This window comes from Janthinobacterium agaricidamnosum NBRC 102515 = DSM 9628 (assembly GCF_000723165.1).
Lineage (GTDB): Bacteria > Pseudomonadota > Gammaproteobacteria > Burkholderiales > Burkholderiaceae_D > Janthinobacterium > Janthinobacterium agaricidamnosum.
Genome location: NZ_HG322949.1, coordinates 3,862,110 through 3,881,183, shown reverse-complemented (window position 1 = coordinate 3,881,183; position 19,074 = coordinate 3,862,110). Strand labels below are relative to the sequence as shown.

General features: G+C 61.5%; 17 protein-coding genes. 4 read left to right on the top strand and 13 right to left on the bottom strand.

Annotated features, from left to right (window positions below; translation table 11 throughout):
* Positions 1-7: 7 nt before the first annotated feature.
* From GJA_RS16565 to GJA_RS16515, 11 genes are all read right to left on the bottom strand, one after another.
* Positions 8-571, bottom strand: a complete 564-nt coding sequence (locus GJA_RS16565) for a sigma-70 family RNA polymerase sigma factor (RefSeq protein WP_038494244.1) — start codon at positions 569-571, stop codon at positions 8-10.
* Positions 565-1,206 carry a DUF1109 domain-containing protein gene (locus GJA_RS16560; RefSeq protein ID WP_038494242.1) on the bottom strand — a complete coding sequence of 214 codons (642 nt, stop codon included), beginning with the start codon at positions 1,204-1,206 and terminating at the stop codon, positions 565-567. The genes GJA_RS16565 and GJA_RS16560 overlap by 7 nt, the downstream gene beginning before the upstream one ends.
* Before the next feature lie 170 nt (positions 1,207-1,376).
* Positions 1,377-3,218 (bottom strand): PhoH family protein, encoded by a 1,842-nt coding sequence (locus GJA_RS16555; protein ID WP_038494240.1) that lies wholly within the window; start codon positions 3,216-3,218, stop codon positions 1,377-1,379.
* 289 nt (positions 3,219-3,507) lie between these two features.
* Positions 3,508-3,930, bottom strand: a complete 423-nt coding sequence (locus GJA_RS16550; protein ID WP_051781450.1) for a peroxiredoxin — start codon at positions 3,928-3,930, stop codon at positions 3,508-3,510.
* A gap of 139 nt (positions 3,931-4,069) precedes the next feature.
* Positions 4,070-4,963, bottom strand: a complete 894-nt coding sequence (locus tag GJA_RS16545) for a polysaccharide deacetylase family protein (protein ID WP_051781449.1) — start codon at positions 4,961-4,963, stop codon at positions 4,070-4,072.
* Positions 4,964-5,048: 85 nt separating this feature from the next.
* Positions 5,049-6,101 carry a bifunctional UDP-4-keto-pentose/UDP-xylose synthase gene (locus tag GJA_RS16540; protein ID WP_038494235.1) on the bottom strand — a complete coding sequence of 351 codons (1,053 nt, stop codon included), beginning with the start codon at positions 6,099-6,101 and terminating at the stop codon, positions 5,049-5,051.
* Entirely contained in the window at positions 6,098-7,036 is a 939-nt protein-coding gene (locus GJA_RS16535) for a formyltransferase (RefSeq protein ID WP_038494233.1), read from the bottom strand. Before GJA_RS16535 ends, GJA_RS16540 begins: the two co-directional genes overlap by 4 nt.
* Positions 7,036-8,025 carry a glycosyltransferase gene (locus GJA_RS16530; RefSeq protein WP_038494231.1) on the bottom strand — a complete coding sequence of 330 codons (990 nt, stop codon included), beginning with the start codon at positions 8,023-8,025 and terminating at the stop codon, positions 7,036-7,038. Before GJA_RS16530 ends, GJA_RS16535 begins: the two co-directional genes overlap by 1 nt.
* 11 nt (positions 8,026-8,036) lie before the next feature.
* A complete protein-coding gene (locus GJA_RS16525; protein ID WP_038494228.1) occupies positions 8,037-9,173 on the bottom strand; it encodes a DegT/DnrJ/EryC1/StrS family aminotransferase in 1,137 nt (378 codons plus the stop codon).
* Positions 9,174-9,390: 217 nt separating this feature from the next.
* Entirely contained in the window at positions 9,391-11,049 is a 1,659-nt protein-coding gene (locus tag GJA_RS16520) for a glycosyltransferase family 39 protein (RefSeq protein ID WP_038494224.1), read from the bottom strand.
* Positions 11,049-11,438: an Mth938-like domain-containing protein gene (locus GJA_RS16515; protein ID WP_038494222.1), complete on the bottom strand. Its 390-nt coding sequence runs from the start codon at positions 11,436-11,438 to the stop codon at positions 11,049-11,051. Before GJA_RS16515 ends, GJA_RS16520 begins: the two co-directional genes overlap by 1 nt.
* Positions 11,439-11,720: 282 nt before the next feature.
* On the opposite strand from GJA_RS16515, the gene GJA_RS16510 reads away from it, so the two are divergent.
* Both GJA_RS16510 and GJA_RS16505 read left to right on the top strand, forming a co-directional pair.
* Positions 11,721-12,968 carry a pyridoxal phosphate-dependent aminotransferase gene (locus GJA_RS16510; protein WP_038494219.1) on the top strand — a complete coding sequence of 416 codons (1,248 nt, stop codon included), beginning with the start codon at positions 11,721-11,723 and terminating at the stop codon, positions 12,966-12,968.
* A gap of 91 nt (positions 12,969-13,059) precedes the next feature.
* Entirely contained in the window at positions 13,060-14,382 is a 1,323-nt protein-coding gene (locus tag GJA_RS16505; RefSeq protein ID WP_038494216.1) for a homoserine dehydrogenase, read from the top strand.
* Between the two features lie 178 nt (positions 14,383-14,560).
* Here the strand turns inward: GJA_RS16505 and GJA_RS16500 are convergent, their stop codons facing one another.
* Both GJA_RS16500 and GJA_RS16495 read right to left on the bottom strand, forming a co-directional pair.
* Positions 14,561-16,054 carry a sensor histidine kinase gene (locus GJA_RS16500; protein WP_038494214.1) on the bottom strand — a complete coding sequence of 498 codons (1,494 nt, stop codon included), beginning with the start codon at positions 16,052-16,054 and terminating at the stop codon, positions 14,561-14,563.
* Position 16,055: 1 nt separating this feature from the next.
* Positions 16,056-16,769, bottom strand: a complete 714-nt coding sequence (locus GJA_RS16495) for a response regulator (RefSeq protein ID WP_038494211.1) — start codon at positions 16,767-16,769, stop codon at positions 16,056-16,058.
* A gap of 214 nt (positions 16,770-16,983) precedes the next feature.
* On the opposite strand from GJA_RS16495, the gene GJA_RS16490 reads away from it, so the two are divergent.
* Both GJA_RS16490 and GJA_RS16485 read left to right on the top strand, forming a co-directional pair.
* Positions 16,984-18,039, top strand: coding sequence for a porin (locus tag GJA_RS16490; protein ID WP_038494209.1), 1,056 nt, complete (start codon positions 16,984-16,986; stop codon positions 18,037-18,039).
* Positions 18,040-18,064: 25 nt separating this feature from the next.
* A complete protein-coding gene (locus GJA_RS16485; RefSeq protein WP_038494206.1) occupies positions 18,065-19,030 on the top strand; it encodes a Bug family tripartite tricarboxylate transporter substrate binding protein in 966 nt (321 codons plus the stop codon).
* Positions 19,031-19,074: the final 44 nt, after the last annotated feature.

The following is a 19,074-nucleotide window of genomic DNA, read 5'->3' as shown; positions in this document are numbered from 1 at the left end:
ACGGTGCTTACGCGTGATGGCGTATGAGGGCCGCGAGCGCTTTCAGGCCGCGGTGTATGCCTACCTTGACCGCGGATTCCGAGAACCCCGTTTTGCTGGCAGCCTCTGCAATGGAAAGTTCCTCCAGCTTGACCAGCTGGATGGGCAGGCGCTGGCGGTCAGGCAGATGCTGAAGCAAGGTGGCGACATCACGGCGGGCATCGCTCACTTGCTCCGACGATTCCTCAAACAGGTCTTCCGTGTCGTCCAGCGGATCGTTCAGCGCATCTTGACGCATGTTGGAACGGAGAAAGTCCACCAGCTTGTAGCGCGCGATCGCATAAATCCAGGAGGTCAGCGGCTGATCACTGCGGTAAGTGGAACGTGCATTGTGCACCGCCAGCAGGATCTCCTGGACAATATCCTCGATATGGTCCGGCGAATGAAAAAGGCGCTTGCGCAAAAAAGGGCGCAGGCGCTTGCTGAGCTCGTCGAGGAAGCGACGGTAGGCCATCGCGTCGCCATCGAGTCCGGCAAGCAGCCATGTGTGCAATTGCTCCTCGGTGCGGGAGCGCGCTCCGCTCTCTACCAACGCAGTAGAACCTTGCCAAGTGCGGCACCGATGGCCGCCGGCACCAGCATGCCAAGCGTGTACCAGATCGCCCAGAATGGCAGCGCCGTCTCGGGGCAATGGAAGCAATACACCAGCAGCCCCTGCGCTCCGGCCAGCAATCCGGCGGACGTTCCGGTCTGTCTTTCCCGTGTCGGCGCCAGCCCGCGCAGCGCCCAGAACACTGCGCCAAATGCCGGAATCGACAGCAAGGTCACGCAGGCGGCGCACACGCGCCAGGTTTTGCCCAGAGCCAAATTGGAGCGAAGCTCGGGCGGCGCGGCCGTCAGGATGGCAATGCCACTGAGCCAGAACGCCGCCAGCACGACACCGAACGCGATCCAGCCCACCCCCGCAGTGCGCCCGGGCCGGGCCAGCCGGCTGGTGACGGAGAGCGTGGCGCATATCACCGCAACCGGGAACGAGACCTTCAGCCAGAACATGCCGCTACCGATAACTTGCATCAGGTCATGCCGCACACCCAGCAGCAGCACCATCAGGAAAGCGCCCCCGGACAGGCCCAGGGCCAGCGCCAGAGCGAAGCGTTTCTCGACAAACCGTGGATCCACAGCCTCAGTGCCGTTGGCCAGCATCGCTACCAGATCATGCGTCTTCATTCAATTCCCCGGGGTTGCTTAAGTGCGCGCACATGCGCTTTTTTTGTATTCGTTCAGCCGTACAGATTGGTTACACCATACGAATAAATATTTTAAAAAAAAAAGCCCGCCAGCATGTCTGCCGGCGGGGCTTTTGCTTTGCAGTAGCGGCTTGGGCCGCCCGCAAATTTTTACAGTACTTCGCTGGCGTGATCGGCCAGGCGCGAACGTTCGCCGCGCGCCAGCGTCACGTGACCGCTGTGCGACCAGCCCTTGAAACGGTCGACCACATAGGTCAGACCGCTCGAACCTTCGGTCAGGTAGGGCGTGTCGATCTGCGCGATGTTGCCCAGGCACAGGATCTTGGTGCCTGGACCGGCGCGCGTGACCAAGGTCTTGACCTGTTTCGGCGTCAGGTTTTGCGCTTCGTCGATGATCAGGAACTTGTTGACGAAGGTGCGGCCGCGCATGAAGTTCAGCGATTTGATCTTGATGCGCGAACGGATCAGGTCTTGCGTCGCCGCGCGGCCCCATTCGCCGCCATCCGAATCGGATTTGTTCAGCACTTCCAGGTTGTCGTCGAACGCGCCCATCCATGGCGACATTTTTTCTTCTTCGGTACCCGGCAAGAAACCGATGTCTTCACCGACCGGCACCGTCACGCGGGTGACGATGATTTCGTTGTAGAGCTTGGTTTCCAGCACTTGCGCCAGGCCGGCGGCGAGCGCCAGCAGGGTCTTGCCGGTGCCGGCCTGGCCGAGCAGGGTGACGAAGTCGCATTCCGGATTCATCAGCAAGTTCAGCGCGAAATTCTGTTCGCGGTTGCGCGCGGTCACGCCCCAGACATTGTTCTTGCTGTGGCTAAAGTCGCGCAGCGTTTGCAGCACGGCGGTCTTGCCGTTCAATTGCTTGACTTGGCCATAGAACGGCGCTTCGCCGTTTTTCGGTTCCAGGTAAATGAACTGGTTGACCAGCATCGATGGCACGAACGGGCCGGTCACGCGGTAGAACGTGGAGCTGACGCCGTTCTTGTTCTCTTGCCAGGACTCCATGTCCTTGCCGTGCTTGTTCCAGAAGTCGTCCGGCAACTGGACGATGCCCGAGTACAGCAAGTCGGTGTCTTCCAGCACATGGTCGTTGAAGTAGTCTTCGGCCGGCAAGCCCAGCGCGCGCGCCTTGATGCGCATATTGATGTCTTTCGACACCAGCACCACCGGACGGCCTTCCTGTTCGCTCTCCAGCGAGCGCACCACGGCCAGGATCTGGTTGTCGGCCTTGCCGACTGGCAAACCGACCGGCAAGTCGGCGCTTTGCAAGCGGGTCTGGAAGAACAAACGGCCCTTGGCGTCCTTGTTGCCCAGCTTGGCCAGCGGGATGCCTTTTTCGATCGCGTCGTCGTCGGTGTTGCTGACCAGCGCATCGAGCGTGCGCGACACCTGGCGGGCGTTGCGCGCCACTTCGGTCATGCCCTTCTTGTGGTTGTCCAGCTCTTCCAGCGTCATCATCGGCAGGTAGACGTCGTGTTCCTCGAAGCGGAACAGCGACGATGGATCGTGCATCAGCACATTGGTGTCGAGCACGAACAGCTTGGTGACGCCGGTCTGGTCGGCGGCGCGGCTGGCCGACGATTTGAGCTGCACTTCGACCGCCTTGTGCTTCGCCGGATGCGGTTTTTCGGCCTGCTTGATCGGCGTGACCTTGGCCCGCGCCGGCGTCTTGGCCTTGGCTGCCGGCGCAGGCGCCGCTGCGGCGACTACTGGTTCGGCCGCCTTGGCGACCACCAGGGCCGCCACTTGCTTGATCCTGGTGGCGGCGTTGCGCACCGGCTTGGCTGGCGTTGCCGCGACGGTTGCGACCGCTTCGACCGGGGTCGGGACGGCCTTGATGGCCGCGGCCTTTTTCGGCGCCGCGGCGGTTTTCGGGACTGCGGGTACGGCTGTCGCTGCTACTGCTGGGCGCGGGCTGGCCGCGGTCGGGTAATCTTGTGCCAGCAGGATAGTGGCTGGCTTGCTAGGTATTTTTGGCAGTGGCATCAGGATCTCAATCAAAAAATTTCTGGAATGGTCCGCCCACCAGTCGCCCGCTGGTCGCGGTAACGCCGATGGGGTGGATGCGGGAGGTCATGCGGGTAAGGCAGAAAAAAAACAAAGATGCGGGGCTATAAAATGGACGGCAGGCCAGGTTCTGGCCTGTTGCGGATACCGTCGGCGGGCTGTCGGCCCGCTCGGTGGAGGTGATTAAGATGTTTCTTCTGTGACTCAAAATGGCCTGGTGCGGGGTTGGCTACGGTTGATCAACTCTTCCTGGAAGCCAAGGCGCGCTTTACTGTTGACGCGCCACGAATTCCAGCACTTCATCGACGTGACCTGCGACTTTCACGCCTCTCCATTCTTTCACCAATCTGCCATCAGCGTCAATCACAAACGTGCTGCGCTCGATGCCGCGCACCGTCTTGCCATACATCTGTTTCATCTTCATCACGTTGAACAGCAGGCAAACCGCTTCGTCCGGGTCGGAAATCAACTCGAAAGGCAGTGCCAGCTTGGCCTTGAAGCTTTCGTGCGAGCGCAAGGAATCGCGGCTGACGCCGTAGATTTCCGCGCCGGCGGCGCTAAATTGCGGATACAAGTCGCGGAAGGCGATGTTTTCAGTGGTGCAGCCCGGCGTGTTGTCTTTCGGATAGAAAAACAGCACGGTGCAGCTCGCCGGACGGCCGGAAAATTGGAAAGTCTTGCCGCTGGTCATGGCGGCGGAAAAATCGGGCACGCTTGTTACGGTTGGGCTATCGGCCACAGGTTCTCTCCTGAACGGTGAACTTCAGCGCTGATTTCATACCTGACAGCGCAAGCAGGGAGCCCGCCGATGGGCGCCGGGGCGGTGGCGTTTAGCGTGCTGTGCCTTGCACGATCAACTGGCCGGAACGTCCCGGTAATTCACCCCAGGTAATGGGGCAGACCGGCAGCGCCGCGTCTTTTACTTTGTCGTAATAATCCGCCATCGACGCCAGTTGATATCCTTGCGCCAGCCACCCTGCCAGTAGTTGCTCGAAAATGGGGGCGAGTTTTTGCCCTTCAAGCTCCGCATGCAAGGTATATACGTGATCGCGGCGGTTTTTTTCAGTCAGGCCAAGAATATGCGGTGCGATATTGCTGGTCGTGATCAATTTACCATCGATCTCGCGGCCCAGCAATTCATCCAGTGTCGGCAGCGTGGTCGGCAGCTGGATGCACGACAACACGGTGTCGCCGGACGACAAGCGGTGCGGACCGTCGGCCGGATTGGCCATCGCGCCATTGTCGAGCAGCACCGCGCGGCCGTCCGATGCGTAGCGGTAGCCGGCAGTGTCGTGCTCGCCAAACGCGTGCCGGTTCATTTGCCAGCCGGCCGCGCCATGGGTGTGCGGCGCCTTGCCGAACACTTGCGTGTAGCGGCCGGCCGCCTTGCGCATCATGCTGGTGGTCCAGCGCGGGTCGCGGGTCGCGACGTTGTCTTGCCACAACACGTGATCCCAGGTATGGATGCCGCCTTCGAAGCCGGCCTCGCACACGGTGCGCAACTGTTCCGTGCATTCCTTGCCGATGTCGGGTCCCGGCAACAGGGTGCCGTACATCAAGGTCTTCAAGCCGTAATGCTCGACCACCGAGGTGCGCGACACCTTGCTGAAAAAGCCGGGCTTCAGCGCGCGCCGCAAGGCCCAGCCGGTGTGGTCCGGGCCGAGCGAAAACAGGAAGGTCGCGCGGGCCTGGTACGCATGCAGGATGCGCACCAGGTTCAGCATGCCTTCGCGGGTGCCGCGATACGTGTCGACGTCGATCTTCAACGTCAACAGCGGCCGGTCTTGCTTCAGCGTTGCGGTCAACTCATCAGTCCATCAAGGCTTGGGCTTGCGCTACCTGGCCGCGGTAGGCGTCGAAAATATAACGCAGCGAATCGGCCATGGTGGTGCTCGGTTTCCAGCCCAGCTCTTCGCAGGTGTTGGTGATTTTCGGCACGCGGTTCTGCACGTCCTGGTAACCCGCGCCATAGTAGGCGCCGGAGGTGGTTTCGACGATCTTGACGTGTTTTGCGCCTTCGGCGTATTCCGGGTATTCGGCCGCCAGGGTCAGCATCATGCCGGCCAGGTCGCGGATCGAATAGTTGTTGGTCGGATTGCCGATGTTGTAGATCTTGCCGCTGGCGACGCCGTTTTGATTGGCGATGATGCGGATCAGCGCATCGATGCCGTCGTCGATGTAGGTGAACGCGCGTTTTTGCGCGCCGCCATCGACCAGCGAAATGTTTTCGCCACGCACGATATGGCCAAAGAACTGGGTCACCACGCGCGACGAACCTTCTTTCGGCGTGTGGATCGAATCGAGGCCGGCGCCGATCCAGTTGAATGGACGGAACAGCGTGAAGTTCAAGCCTTCCATGCCGTACCCCCAGATCACGCGGTCCATCAATTGCTTGGCGTTCGAGTAAATCCAGCGCGGCTTGTTGATCGGGCCGCAAATCAATTCGGAGTTTTCCGGATCGAATTCGTCGTCGTGGCACATGCCATACACTTCCGAGGTCGACGGGAAGACCAGGTGCTTGCCGTATTTGGCGGCCGAACGCACGATCGGCAGGTTGGCTTCGAAGTCCAGTTCGAACACGCGCAGCGGCTGCTTGACGTAGGTCGACGGGGTGGCGATCGCCACCAGCGGCAAGATCACGTCGCACTTCTTGACGTGGTACTCGACCCATTCCTTGTTGATCGTGATGTCGCCTTCAAAGAAGTGCATGCGCGTCTTGTAGGCTGGATTGTCGAGCAATTCCGTGATCCGGTCGGTATTCATGTCCATGCCATACACGTGCCAGTCGGTGGTTTCCAGGATGCGTTTCGACAGATGATGGCCGATGAAGCCGTTGACGCCGAGGATGAGGACTTTTTTCATGTGAGATTCTCTTGTGTAATTTTTATGGTGCGGGCCAGATTGTTTTGCAGTTGCTCCGCAGAAACAGCCGCACCGTCTGCCGTCAGGGCGGAAATCGCCAGCATGCGGCCATCGCCGCAAACGCCAAAGATGCAATTATCCACTACTGCCAAGCCCGGTGGCAAACTTCGCGTGGAGCGTGTGCTCAAACGGGCCCGTTCGATGATATAAACGACATTATTTACTTCGGTAAACGCGCCCGGATACGGCGGCGCAACCGCGCGGTGCAGGTTATACACGGTGTGCGCCGGTAAATTCCAGTCGATGCGGCCGTCTTCCGGCTTGCGTCCGCCGAAATAGCCGCCTTGCGTCAAATCGTTGTGGCGCCGGGGCGCCGTGCCGTCCAGCATGGCCGGCAACACTTGCCACAGGGTTTGTTCGGCGGCCACGGTGACCTTGCCGAAGACTTCGAACGCGGTATCGTCGGGCAGGATCGGCACCGCGGTTTGTGCGACGATGGCGCCGGCGTCCGGCTTGGCCGTCATTTCATGCAAGGTGGCGCCGGTTTCGGCGGCGCCATGCAGCACCGCCCAGTTGACCGGCGCGCGGCCGCGGAATTGCGGCAGCAGCGAACCGTGCATATTGTAGGCGGGCGCCACTTCCAGGATGCTGGCCGGCAGCATGTTGCGGTAATAAAAGCTGAACATCAAGTCCGGCTGTGCCGCCCGGACGCGTTCCAGCAAGGCCGGCGATTTGGCGTCGGCCGGCGTGATGCAGGGGATGCCTTCGGCCTGGCACAGGGTCAGCACCGATTCGAACCACAGGTTTTCATCGGGATTGTCTGCATGCGTGACGACCAGCGCGATATCGACGCCGCCCGCCAGCAAGACCTTGATGCAGCGCACGCCGACATTGTGGTAGGCAAACACCACCGCGCGTTGACGGTGAACGCTCATCAGCGGCCCACCTGGCGTTTTTCCAGCCTGACGGGTGTCTCTGCATCATTGCCGCTGGCGCCGTCCTGCAAGATGGTTTGCACCACGTAGCGCGGACGGGCGCGCACTTGCTGGAAGATGCGGCCGACGTATTCGCCCAGCAAACCGATGCCGAACAGGATCACGCCCATGAAGAAGAAGGCGATCGCGAACAGCGTGAACACGCCTTCCGCTTCGGCGCCGAGCAGGAAGCGGCGGATCAGCAGGAAGATCACCAGCAGGCCGGAAGCGGCCGATAAGCCCATGCCGAGCATGGAAAACATTTGCAGTGGTATCAAGGAAAATCCAGTCACCAGGTCAAAGTTGAGGCGAATCAGGCTGTACAGCGAATATTTCGATTCGCCGGCGGAACGTTCTTCATGTTCGACCACGATCTCGGTCGGCTTGCGGGCAAAGGTATAGGCCAGCGCCGGCACGAAGGTATTGACTTCGGCGCACTGGTTGACCAGGTCGATCACATTGCGGCCGTAGGCGCGCAGCATATTGCCCTGGTCGGTGATCTTGATATTGGTAATTTTTTCGCGCAAACGGTTCATCATTTTCGAGGCCAGCGTGCGCCATGCCGAATCTTGCCGCTTGCGGCGGATCGAACCGACGTAATCGTAGCCTTCGCGCATCTTGGCGACCAGGTTGCCGATTTCCTCTGGCGGATTCTGCAAGTCGGCGTCCAGCGTGACCATGATCTCGCCGCGCGACGCTTCGAAGCCGGCCAGGATCGCCATATGCTGGCCGTAATTGCCATTGAACAGCACTACGCGGGTGACGTCGGGACGGGCGCGGAACTGGTCGGCCAGGATGGTCACCGAATTGTCGCGGCTGCCATCGTTGACGAAAATGATTTCATACGACAAGTCCAGTGCGTCGAGCGACGGATACAGCCGCGCAAACAGGCTGGCCAGGCCGGCCTGTTCGTTATAGATCGGGATGATGATGGATAGTTCAGGTTTCATCGGCGCAATCTTTATTTAACGAGGATGGATTTGATCGTCGCCACGGCGCGCTCGACGTCCTGTTTGGTCATCGCATAAAACATCGGCAAGGTCACCGTCAGGCGGCCGATTTTTTCCGATACCGGGAACATGCCTTCGGTAAAACCGCGTTCCTTGTACATCGTGAACAGGTGGATCGGTGCGTAATGATAGCCTGTGCCGACATTTTGCTCGGCCATTTTCTGCATGAACGCGGCGCGGGTGCCGGGGCCGTTATCCGGCAAGATAATCTGGAACAAATGCCAGTTGCTGTTGTCGAAATCGGCGACCGGCAACTGGGCGCCGCTGAGCGCTTCGAAATCGCTGCCGAATTGTTCGAAGTAGTGGCGCGCCAGCGCGCGGCGGTGTGCCGTGATCGCTTCGATGTTGGCGAACTGGCCCAGGCCGATGGCGGCCATGATGTCGCTCATATTGTATTTGCCGCCCAGCAGGTCGACATCGATGCCGTCGAGGCCGCTGCGCGTCACGCCTTGCAGCCGGTATTTCTCGGCCAGGCGCGCTTCTTCCAGGTTATTCAAGACCAGGCAGCCGCCTTCGCCGGTGGTGATGTTCTTATTCGCCTGGAAGCTGAACGAGACGAAGTCGCCGAACGAGCCGATGCGCTTGCCACGCCACGACGAACCGAACGCCTGGGCCGCGTCTTCGACCACGCGCAACTGGTATTTATCGGCGATGGCGTACAAACGGTCCATATCGACCGGCAGGCCGGACAGATAGACCGGGATGATGGCCTTGGTGCGCGGCGTGATCGCCGCTTCCAGCTTGTCGAGGTCGATATTGCGGGTGACCGGGTCGATATCGGCGAATACCGGCGTGGCGCCGACTTCAATGATGACATTCGCTGTCGCCACCCACGATACCGGGGTGGTGATGACTTCATCGCCGGGCTTGACACCGGCGATGCGCAGCGCGATCTCCATGGTGCAGGTGCCGGAATTGAAGGTGCGGACCGGACGGCCGCCGAAATATTCGGATAATTGGGCCTCGAAAGCTTGCACTTTCGGGCCGCTGGTAATCCAGCCGGAGCGCAGCACCTCGCCGACGGCGGCAATGGTCGCTTCGTCGATGGTGGGTTTTGAAAAGGGCAGGAAGGGCAGGGCAGAGGTCATGGGGCTCTCGATCGTTTCTTGATTACTTGTTCTGTGTTGCGGTTTTTATATTGCGGTTGCGCCGACGCGCGCTGACGGCGCCAGCCTGCGCTATTTTAAATCTTTATTGTTTTATCAGGATGGTTGATTGCTGCAAAGAATGATGTCTTGATGGGCGGATTCGATAGACCGGCCAGCCCGGAGAACGGGACCGGCCGGCCAGCGCCTGCTTGCCTGCCTATCGGTTGGCGATCACCATGCGGCGGGTGTCTTGCGCGACCACGCGCATCGGTACGCCGCGTTTTTTCAATGTTTCATAGGTACCGTGCTCGATAATGCCGACGTCGCGCACGCCGGCTGCGGCGTCGCGCGTCCATTGCAGCACGAAAGCGTCGATGGTCGGGATCGACAATTCCGGCTGTTGTTGCAGGCCGAAGGTGAATTCATCCCAATAATCGACCAGGATCACCGGACGCCGCAAATAAAAGGTCAGCGACTGTTCATAGGTGCTGATCGAATAGATCTTGGTGTCCGGTAATAGTTCGGCTTGTAATTGCGGCAACAGGCCCGTACCGGCGCGCAACTTGCCGTACGGTTCGAAACCGGCCAGTATCAAGTGGGTGGCGATGAAGCCGGCGCCGGCCAGTATCAATACCATCATGTCGCGCCGCAACTTGCGCTCTTGCAGCAGGGCCAGCAGGCCACCGGCGGCGGCCACCACGGCCGCGGCGATGACCCATGGCTGGTACGCTTGCAGCATTGCCACTTCGGCTGGATGGCGGGTCGAAATCTTGACGATGTACGGCACCGCGGCCAGGCCGGCCAGGCCGATCACGCTGATCAGGCCGGCGCCAAACATGCGCTGGGCGCGCGGCGCCGATTCCAGGTACAGCGCCATCAGCAAGGCCAGCGCCGGGAAGATCGGCAAGATGTAGCCGGGCAGCTTGGAGCTGGAATAGCTGAAGAAAAAGAAGATGAACACGGCCCAGATCAGCAGCATCAGCCTGGGCTGGAACACGCCCTGCGTGCGACGCAGCGACGCGGCCAGGCTTTGTGGCAGCAGGCCCAGCCATGGAATGATGCCCGGAATCAGCATCGCGAAGAAGTAATACCAGGCGCCTTCGCGGTGGTGGGTTTTCAGCAGGAAGCGCTCGAAATGCTCGTGGATGAAAAAGAAATGCGGTTGTTCCGGGTTGCGCAGCGCCACCAGGATGAACCAGGGCGCGCAGATCGCGAAAAACAGCAATAGCCCCTTCACCAGGTGCAAGCGGGCCCAGATCGCCCAGTCGCGCGCGGCCAGGGTGTACAACACCAGCACCGCGCCCGGCAGCACCAGGCCGATCAGGCCCTTGGCCAGCACCGCCAGCGCCATGCCGGCCCAGCACACCAGCATCCAGTTGCGCCGTTCGGCCGGCGTGGCCTCATCGCGCTGGGCAACCAGCAGGGCGCACAGCGTGATGCACATCATGGCCGACAGGCTCATGTCGAGCGAATCGATCTGGCCGGAAGCGATCCAGAACAGGCTGGAACCGAGCACCAGACCGGCGTACAGCGCAATACGGCCGCCAAACAGTTTGTTGCCGGCCAAGACCGTCATGCCGACGCCGATCAGGCCGCAGACCCCGGTCCACAGCCGCGCTTGCCAATCGCCGAGGCCGAAAGCCATGAAGGACAGCGCGTTCATCCAGGTTTGCAGCGGCGGCTTTTCAAAATACTTGATGCCGTTCAGGCGCGTTGTGACCCAGTCGCCGCTGGCGAACATTTCGCGCGCCATCTCGGCGTAACGGCCCTCGTCGGGCGGCACCAGCGTGCGCACGCCCAGCGCGTACAGCGTGACGATGACGAACACGGCCAGCAGCGCCCACATCAGTTTCCTGGATTTATGCAGGTCGCTCATCATGGCGCGGCCACGCCATTCTCGATGATCAGCGCCAGCGTGACCTTGCGGCCTTCGCCCATCAGGATATTGTAGGTGCGGCAGGCGGCGTGGTTATCCATGCATTCGACGCCGATGCGGCGCATGGTCAGCGCGGCGCTCAGTTTCGGGTGCACGAAGCGCTGGCGCGCGCCGGTGCCGAGGATTACCACGTCCGGCTCGTCGGCCAGGATTTGCGCAAAATGTTCGGCCGTCAAATCGGCGAACGTTTGCACATCCCAGTCGCGCGGCGCGGTTTCCGGCAGCACGACCAGGCTTTTGTTGTAGTGGACGGCATTGATTTCGACGCCGCTGTCGTCGTAGCCGGTGACGGTCTGGTATTGTTTGGTATTGCTGGGATGGAGCTTCATGGGCGTGGACTTTGAATATGGATGGGTTCGTCGTCAAAATGAATGCGGCCCGCCAGAGTACCCTGGCCGCGCCGAAGGGCGTAAGCATGCCATAAACCGTGACAAAGCGCGACTTTTCGATGTTTTCTCTTCATCTTTCCTTCATATGGCATCATTGCCGGGGCTTTTACCGGGCGTCCGTTAATAAGGTTGATAAAATGAAGGGCTTTCGGCAGAATGGTTATTCTCGCATTGCAATAGTTAGCTTTCACTAGTCAGACATCATTTAGTCAGGGATTTATTTTGCGACCGATTCAGAAATCGAACAAATTGGCGGACGTTTGCTACGACATCCGCGGCCCCGTCCTGGAAAAATCCAGGCAGATGGAAGAAGACGGCCACAAGATCACCAAGCTTAACATTGGCAACCTGGCGGTGTTCGGTTTCGATCCGCCCGATGAAATCGTGCAAGACATGATTGTCAATTTGCATGGCGCGGCCGGTTATACCGATTCCAAGGGCATGTTTGCGCCGCGCAAGGCGGTGATGCATTACACGCAAAGCAAGAATATCGCCGGCGTTACCATCGACGACATTTATCTTGGCAACGGGGCCTCCGAACTGATCGTGATGGCCATGAACGCGCTGCTCAACAGCGGCGACGAAGTGCTGGTGCCGGCCCCCGATTACCCGCTGTGGACGGCGGCAGTCAGCCTGTCGGGCGGCAATCCGGTGCATTATGTGTGCGACGAGCAAGATCACTGGTATCCCGATATCGACGACATGCGCCGCAAGATCAGCAGCCATACTCGCGCCATCGTGGTCATCAACCCGAACAATCCGACCGGCACGCTGTATCCGGTCGAGGTGCTGCAACAGATCGTCGACCTGGCGCGCGAGCACCAGCTGATTATTTTCGCCGACGAGATTTACGACAAGGTGCTGTTCGATGAAGCCGAGCACACTTCGATCGCCTCGCTGGCCGACGACGTGCTGTTCATCACGATGAATGGCTTGTCGAAGAATTACCGCTCTTGCGGCTACCGTTCCGGGTGGATGGTGGTGTCGGGCGAGAAGCGGCATGCAAAAGATTACATCGAGGGCTTGAACATGCTGGCCTCGATGCGTTTGTGCGCCAACGCACCGGGCCAGTTTGCCATCCAGACTGCGCTCGGCGGCTACCAAAGCATACAAGACTTGGTCGGGCCGGGCGGGCGATTGTTAAAACAGCGCGACCTGGCGCACAAGCTGCTGACCGAGATACCGGGCGTCACTTGCGTCAAGCCGAAAGCCGCGCTGTACATGTTTCCGCGACTCGATCCGGCGGTGTATCCGATCGCCGACGATCAGCAGTTCGCCTATGAATTACTGGCCGAGGCCAAGGTCCTGATTGTGCAGGGCACCGGTTTCAACTGGATTGCGCACGACCACTTCCGGGTGGTGTTCCTGCCGAACTCGGACGACCTGGTCGACGCGATCGGCCGGATCGCGCGCTTCCTGGAGAATTACCGCAAGCGCCACGGCACCAACGGCCCGTCCCTGGAACGCTGATCGGGTTTCACTGATCGCGTTGAGAACGCATTACATTAACCGGGCGCCGCGTTTGCGTGGCAAGCAGCGGCGCCGTACAGAAACGAGATTTATGAAATCCATCAAAGTAGGCTTGCTCGGCATCGGCAACGTCGGTTCCGGCACCTTCAACGTCTTGCAGCGCAACCAGGAAGAAATCCGCCGCCGCGCCGGCCGCGGTATCGAAATCGCCATGGTCGCGGCCCGTAACACCGCGCGCGCCATCGAACTGACCGGCGCCGCCTGCCCGGTGGTCAGCGACCCTTACCTGGTGGTCGACCATCCCGACATCGACATCGTCGTCGAAGTCATCGGCGGCTATGAACTGGCGCGTGAACTGGTGCTGCGCGCCATCGCCAACGGCAAGCATGTGGTGACTGCCAACAAGGCCTTGCTGGCCGTGCACGGCAATGAAATTTTTGCTGCCGCGCAAGAAAAAGGCGTCATGGTCGCGTTCGAGGCGGCGGTGGCCGGCGGCATCCCGATCATCAAGGCGCTGCGCGAAGGCTTGACCGCCAACCGCATCGAATGGATCGCCGGCATCATCAACGGCACCACCAACTTCATCCTGTCCGAAATGCGCGACAAGGGCCTGGATTTCGGCGTGGTATTAAAACAGGCGCAGGAGCTGGGTTACGCCGAAGCCGACCCGACCTTCGACATCGAAGGCGTGGACGCCGCGCACAAGGCCACCATCATGTCGGCGATCGCTTTCGGCATTCCGGTGCAATTCGACAAAGCGTATGTCGAAGGCATCTCGTCGCTGAGCGCGGTCGACATCCGCTACGCCGAACAACTGGGCTACCGCATCAAGCTGCTGGGCATCACCAAGCGGGCCATGGTCGATGGCGTCGAAGGCATCGAATTGCGGGTGCATCCGACGCTGATCCCGAGCAAGCGCCTGATCGCCAACGTCGAAGGCGCGATGAACGCGGTGCTGGTGCAGGGCGATGCGATCGGCGCCACGCTGTACTACGGCAAGGGCGCGGGCGCCGAACCGACCGCCTCGGCGGTGATCGCCGACCTGGTCGACATCACCCGCCTGGCCACCGCCGATCCGGAGCACCGCGTGCCGCACCTGGCGTTCCAGCCGAACGCGATGACCGATATCCAGATCTTGCCGATGTCGGACATCACCACCAGCTATTATTTGCGCATGCATGTGTCGGACCAGCCGGGCGTGCTGGCCGACTTGACGCGCATCCTGGCGGACGCCGGCATCTCGATCGACGCGATGCTGCAAAAAGAGCCGGCCGAAGGCGAGACGCGCACCGACATCATCATGCTGACGCATCAGGCGCAAGAGAAAAAAGTCAATGCGGCGATCGCGAAGATGGAAGCGTTGCCGACCGTGCTGGGCAGCGTGACCCGGATCAGGCTGGAAAACCTGAGCTGACCGAAACGGCGCCGGGGGCGCCGTTTTTCATGGCTGGATGACGATGGAGGCAGATCGCTCAGCATCAGTTATTGCATCATTTGATGCGAATTCCGACAATATAAGCTCGACACTTCTTGCTGTCAGCGGCATATTATTTTTCCTGTTATCGATGGGGCCCGGCCCGGCGCGTTAATCTTCAAGCTTGCGCCGGAAACTCCAGCACTACCTTCAAGCCCCGCCCGCCGCCGCCGTCGGCCAGCGTGATGCGCGCCCCGTGCAGCGCGGCGATGTCCGATACGATCGCCAGGCCCAGTCCGGCGCCGCCCGGATTGCGTTCGAACGCCGAGTTGACCCGGTAAAACGGCGTCAATACTTTTTCGCGCTCGGCCGCCGCGATGCCGGCGCCGCTGTCTTCCACTTCCAGCAGCGCGCCCCGCTCGCCGCTTTGCTGGCGTACCCGCAGTATCACGCTGCCGCCCGGCGGCGTGTAGCGCAGCGCATTGTCGACCAGGTTGGCGACCAGTTCATGCAGCAGCAGCGCCTGGCCGCGCACTGCGCTGTCGTGCAGCGCTTCCAGCGACAGGTCGATGTTGCGGTTGACGGCGGACATCGCCATTTCCAGCGCCACCTGGTGCACCACGGCGCGCAGCGACACGCTGTCCATGCTGGCCGCTTCGGCGCCGTGTTCGATGCGCGCCAGCGTCAACAGGCGGTTCGCCAGGTGCACGGTGGAGTCGGTGGTGACGGCGATGCTTTGCACGATTTCGCGCAGCGCCGCCAGGTTGTGCTGGCTGTCCGGTTCGCGGTCGCAGGCGCGCAGCGCCAGTTCGGCTTGCGTCTTCAGCACGGTCAGCGGGGTGCGCAACTGGTGCGAGGCGTCGGCGATGAAGCGGCGCTGGCCGGCGATCAGGTTTTGCAGCCGTCCCATCGAACCGTTCATGGCCACCACCAGCGGCCGCATTTCCTTGTGCACCAGCGTCGGATCGACGTCGGACAAGTCGGCCAGGGTGCGCGTTTCGACCGCCGTCTTCAGCCGCATCAGCGGTTGCAGCACCAGCCGCACGGCGCACCACACCAGCGTGGCCATCGCCAGCACCATCGCCGCTTGCCAGATCAGCGTGTCGAACAGGATCTGGTTCGACAGGCCGCGCCGCGCATCCAGCGTTTCGGCCACCTGGATCAGCGCGATGCCGCGCATCGAGTCGTCGTACACCGGTTGCAGCAGCGCGGCGATGCGGATCGGCTTGCCGTTGTAGTCTGCATGGTAAAAGCGCACCAGCGCCGGATAGTTTTCGGAGCGCGGCACGTTTTTCGGCACCGGCGGCAAGTCGCCGTAGCCGGACACCAGTTCGCCGTTGATGCCGGTGACCTTGTAATAGATGCGGCCCAGCGTGTCGGTTTCAAAGCTGTCGAGCGCCACATACGGCACTTCGGCCACCACCTTGCCGTTGACGATAGAGACCCGCTCGGCCAGCGCGCGGGTCGAGGCCAGCAGCGAGCGGTCGTAGGCCATGTCGGCCGCGTCGAGCGCGTTGCGGTAGACGAACACCGCGTCCAGCAGCACCAGCATCACCAGCGGGATCAGCAGCCAGCGCAGCAGCTGGTTGCGCAGGCTGCCCAGCGTGGCGGCGTGGCCGGCGCCTTTGCCAGGTAGCCGGTCCAGCCATGCCAGGCGCCGTCCGATGCTCATGTTACAGCGCGGCCGGCGCCGCCGCGGTGGCGCTGCGCGGCTGTAGCAAATAGCCGATGCCGCGCAGCGTGGTGATGGCGGCGGCGTCCGGCGCGCTGCTTTCCAGCTTCTTGCGCACACGGTGGATATACAGTTCGATCGCATCCAGGTTGGCGTCGTCGGCCAGCGCGAACACTTCGTCGAACAGTTTTTCTTTCGATACGGCGCGCCCGGAGCGGGTGATCAGCGCTTCCAGCACCGCGTGCTCGCGCGGCGTCAGCGCCAGCGCCGTGCCGGCGTAGGTGAACATGCGGGTCACGGTGTCGAAGCTGAGCGCGCCGCAGTGGTGCACCAGCGCTTCATTGCCCTGGCTGCGGCGCAGCAGCGCCTTGACGCGCGCCTCCAGTTCGGCCAGTTCGAACGGCTTGGCAAGGTAATCGTCGGCGCCCAGGTTCAAGCCTTGCACCCGGTCGTCCAGGCCGCCGCGCGCGGTCAGTATCATCACCGGCGTCTTGCCGCGCGTGCCGCCGCGCGCGCGCAGCCGGCGCAGCACGTCCAGGCCATCCATTTTCGGCAGCGTCAGGTCGAGCAGCACCAGAGAATATTCCTGGGTGTGCAGCAGGGCGTCGGCGTCGGCGCCGTTGTGCGCGGTTTCGACCGTCAGGTGGGCGTCGCGCAGGGCCTTGGCCAGCCAGTGCGACAGTTCGAGATGGTCTTCCACTAATAATATGCGCATATTGTGCCGCCGTTGCCCTGAAAACCATGCAGTGTAAGCCCAGATGCGCCTGGTTTACAGAGGGGAAAGAGAATATCTTTACACAAATTGTGGTTGTGTGACGACAGCTACATGGTTGAAAGGCAATTGAAAGGATACTGCTTTTATAGTGACTGCCTGATTCATGCAAATGATCAGGCATATCACTAAAAATTATATCTAGGGAGACGAAACAATGAAGAAAACCGCCTTTACGCTCGCGGCCATGGCCGTGCTGGCCACCGCCGGCAGCGCCCATGCGCAATCGAATGTCAGTGTCTACGGTTTGCTCGACATCGGCGTGGAAAACGTCAATCACTCGGCCAACGGCAATAACCGCGTCAGCTCGGGCGGCATGAATACGTCGCGCTGGGGCATCCGCGGCAATGAAGACCTGGGCGGCGGACTGAAAGCCGTGTTCAACCTGGAAGGCGGCCTGCTGCTCGATAGCGGCGCCTCGGATGGCGCGCTGTTCAAGCGCCAGGCCTACGTCGGCCTGGACGGCAGCTATGGCCGGCTGGTGCTGGGCCGCTCGTTCAGCACGGTGTATGACTTTGTGCTGCCGTTCGATCCGATGGCGTATGCGCCATACTATTCGTGGGCCACTTCCGGCAACGCCACCGGCTCCAGCAAATACGGCATGTCGACCGCGTTCGACAATATGGTCAAGTACTCCGGCAAGGCCGGCGACTTCAAGTTCGGCGCATCGTACGGCTTTGGCGAACAAAGCACCGGCGCCGCCGACAGCGCCAAGCTTTCGACCGCCGTGACCTACGGCACCGGCCCGTTCAGCGTGCTGGCGACCTATGAAAAGATCAATGGCAACACCTTGCCGGCGACCGGCAACCGCGACAAGACCACCGCTTACCACCTGGGCGCGATGTACAACCAAGGCCCGGTCAAGGTGCAGCTCGCGGTGCGCGACTTCAAGCAGCAACTGGCCAAGGCCGCGACGCCGGACGTGCGCGGCACCCTGTACTGGGGCGGCCTGAGCTACCAGACCACTCCGGCGATCACGCTGACCGGCGTGATCTACTACCAGGACGTGAAGAATGTCGCGCCGAACCTGGACGCCGATCCGATCATGTACGTGGGACGCTTCCGCTATGCGCTGTCCAAGCGCACCGACCTGTACGTGTCGGCCGCCTACGCCAAGGCCAGGCATAACCAGCTGGTCGGCCTGTCGCGCGACGAAGCGGGCCTGGCCAACACGCAGCGCGGCGTGATCACCGGCATCCAGCACCGTTTCTGATCCACGCCACTATCGCACCGTCGCCATGTCGCTGAAACCGTTTTTCGCCTTGCTGGCCGGGCTGGCATGCATGCCGGTCCAGGCCGCGCCGGCCGAGTGCATCGTGCCGTCCAAGCCGGGCGGCGCGATGGACCTGACTTGCAAGCTGGTCCAGAAGGGCTTGCGCGTGCTGCCGGCGGCCGATGCGCGCGAGATGCGCATTTCGTATCTGCCGGGCGGCATCGGCGCGGTGGCGTGGCATTCGATGGTGTCGCAGCAAAGGCGCGCCGAACCGGACACCATGGTGGCGTTTTCGGGCGGTTCGCTGCTCAACCTGGCGCAGGGCAAGTTCGGCAAGGCGCGCGCCGGCGATGTGCGCTGGGTGGCCGCGCTGGGCGCCGACTACGGCATGATCGCGGTGCGCGCCGATTCGCCGTTCAAGACGCTGGCCGACCTGACCGACGCCTTGAAGCATGAGCCGGACAAGGTCTTGATCGGCGTCTCCGGCACCATCGGCAGCCAGGACTGGGTCAAGATGGCGCTGGTGGCGCGCCAGGCCGGCATCGATCCCAAGGTGCTGCGTTTCGTCGCGCTGGAAGGCGGCGGCGAGGTGTTCACCGCGATGCAGGCCAGTTTTGTGCAGGTGGTGTCGGGCGATACCTCGGAAGCCACGCTGAACGTGGCCAGTAATAATACCCGCGTGCTGGCGGTGCTGTCCGAGCACCGTTTGCCCGGCTTGCTGGCCAATGCGCCGACCGCGCGCGAGCAGGGCGTCGACGTGGTCTGGCCGATCATCCGCGGCGTCTGGATGGCGCCGCAAGTGCCGGAAGCCGATTATCAACAATGGGTGGCGGCGTTCAACCATATGCTGGCCACGCCCCAATTTGCGCAATTGCGCACCGCCGCCGGCTTATTCCCGTTCGGACTGACCGGGCCGGCGCTGACCGAGTATGTCAAAAAAGCCGTGGACGACTACGGCAAGCGCGCCAGCGAACTGGGTCTGCTGCGTTGACCAGACGGCACGAATAAGACAGTAGCAATAAAACAGCACCAATA

Coding starts and splice junctions, on each gene's coding strand:
- GJA_RS16500 (WP_038494214.1), bottom strand. CDS start 16,054: ATGAGCATCGGACGGCGCCTGGCATGGCTGGACCGGCTACCTGGCAAA.
- GJA_RS16515 (WP_038494222.1), bottom strand. CDS start 11,438: ATGAAGCTCCATCCCAGCAATACCAAACAATACCAGACCGTCACCGGC.
- GJA_RS16545 (WP_051781449.1), bottom strand. CDS start 4,963: ATGCTGAACCTGGTGCGCATCCTGCATGCGTACCAGGCCCGCGCGACC.
- GJA_RS16495 (WP_038494211.1), bottom strand. CDS start 16,769: ATGCGCATATTATTAGTGGAAGACCATCTCGAACTGTCGCACTGGCTG.
- GJA_RS16550 (WP_051781450.1), bottom strand. CDS start 3,930: ATGACCAGCGGCAAGACTTTCCAATTTTCCGGCCGTCCGGCGAGCTGC.
- GJA_RS16520 (WP_038494224.1), bottom strand. CDS start 11,049: ATGAGCGACCTGCATAAATCCAGGAAACTGATGTGGGCGCTGCTGGCC.
- GJA_RS16485 (WP_038494206.1), top strand. CDS start 18,065: ATGTCGCTGAAACCGTTTTTCGCCTTGCTGGCCGGGCTGGCATGCATG.
- GJA_RS16530 (WP_038494231.1), bottom strand. CDS start 8,025: ATGAAACCTGAACTATCCATCATCATCCCGATCTATAACGAACAGGCC.
- GJA_RS16560 (WP_038494242.1), bottom strand. CDS start 1,206: ATGAAGACGCATGATCTGGTAGCGATGCTGGCCAACGGCACTGAGGCT.
- GJA_RS16525 (WP_038494228.1), bottom strand. CDS start 9,173: ATGACCTCTGCCCTGCCCTTCCTGCCCTTTTCAAAACCCACCATCGAC.
- GJA_RS16505 (WP_038494216.1), top strand. CDS start 13,060: ATGAAATCCATCAAAGTAGGCTTGCTCGGCATCGGCAACGTCGGTTCC.
- GJA_RS16555 (WP_038494240.1), bottom strand. CDS start 3,218: ATGCCACTGCCAAAAATACCTAGCAAGCCAGCCACTATCCTGCTGGCA.
- GJA_RS16490 (WP_038494209.1), top strand. CDS start 16,984: ATGAAGAAAACCGCCTTTACGCTCGCGGCCATGGCCGTGCTGGCCACC.
- GJA_RS16535 (WP_038494233.1), bottom strand. CDS start 7,036: ATGAGCGTTCACCGTCAACGCGCGGTGGTGTTTGCCTACCACAATGTC.
- GJA_RS16540 (WP_038494235.1), bottom strand. CDS start 6,101: ATGAAAAAAGTCCTCATCCTCGGCGTCAACGGCTTCATCGGCCATCAT.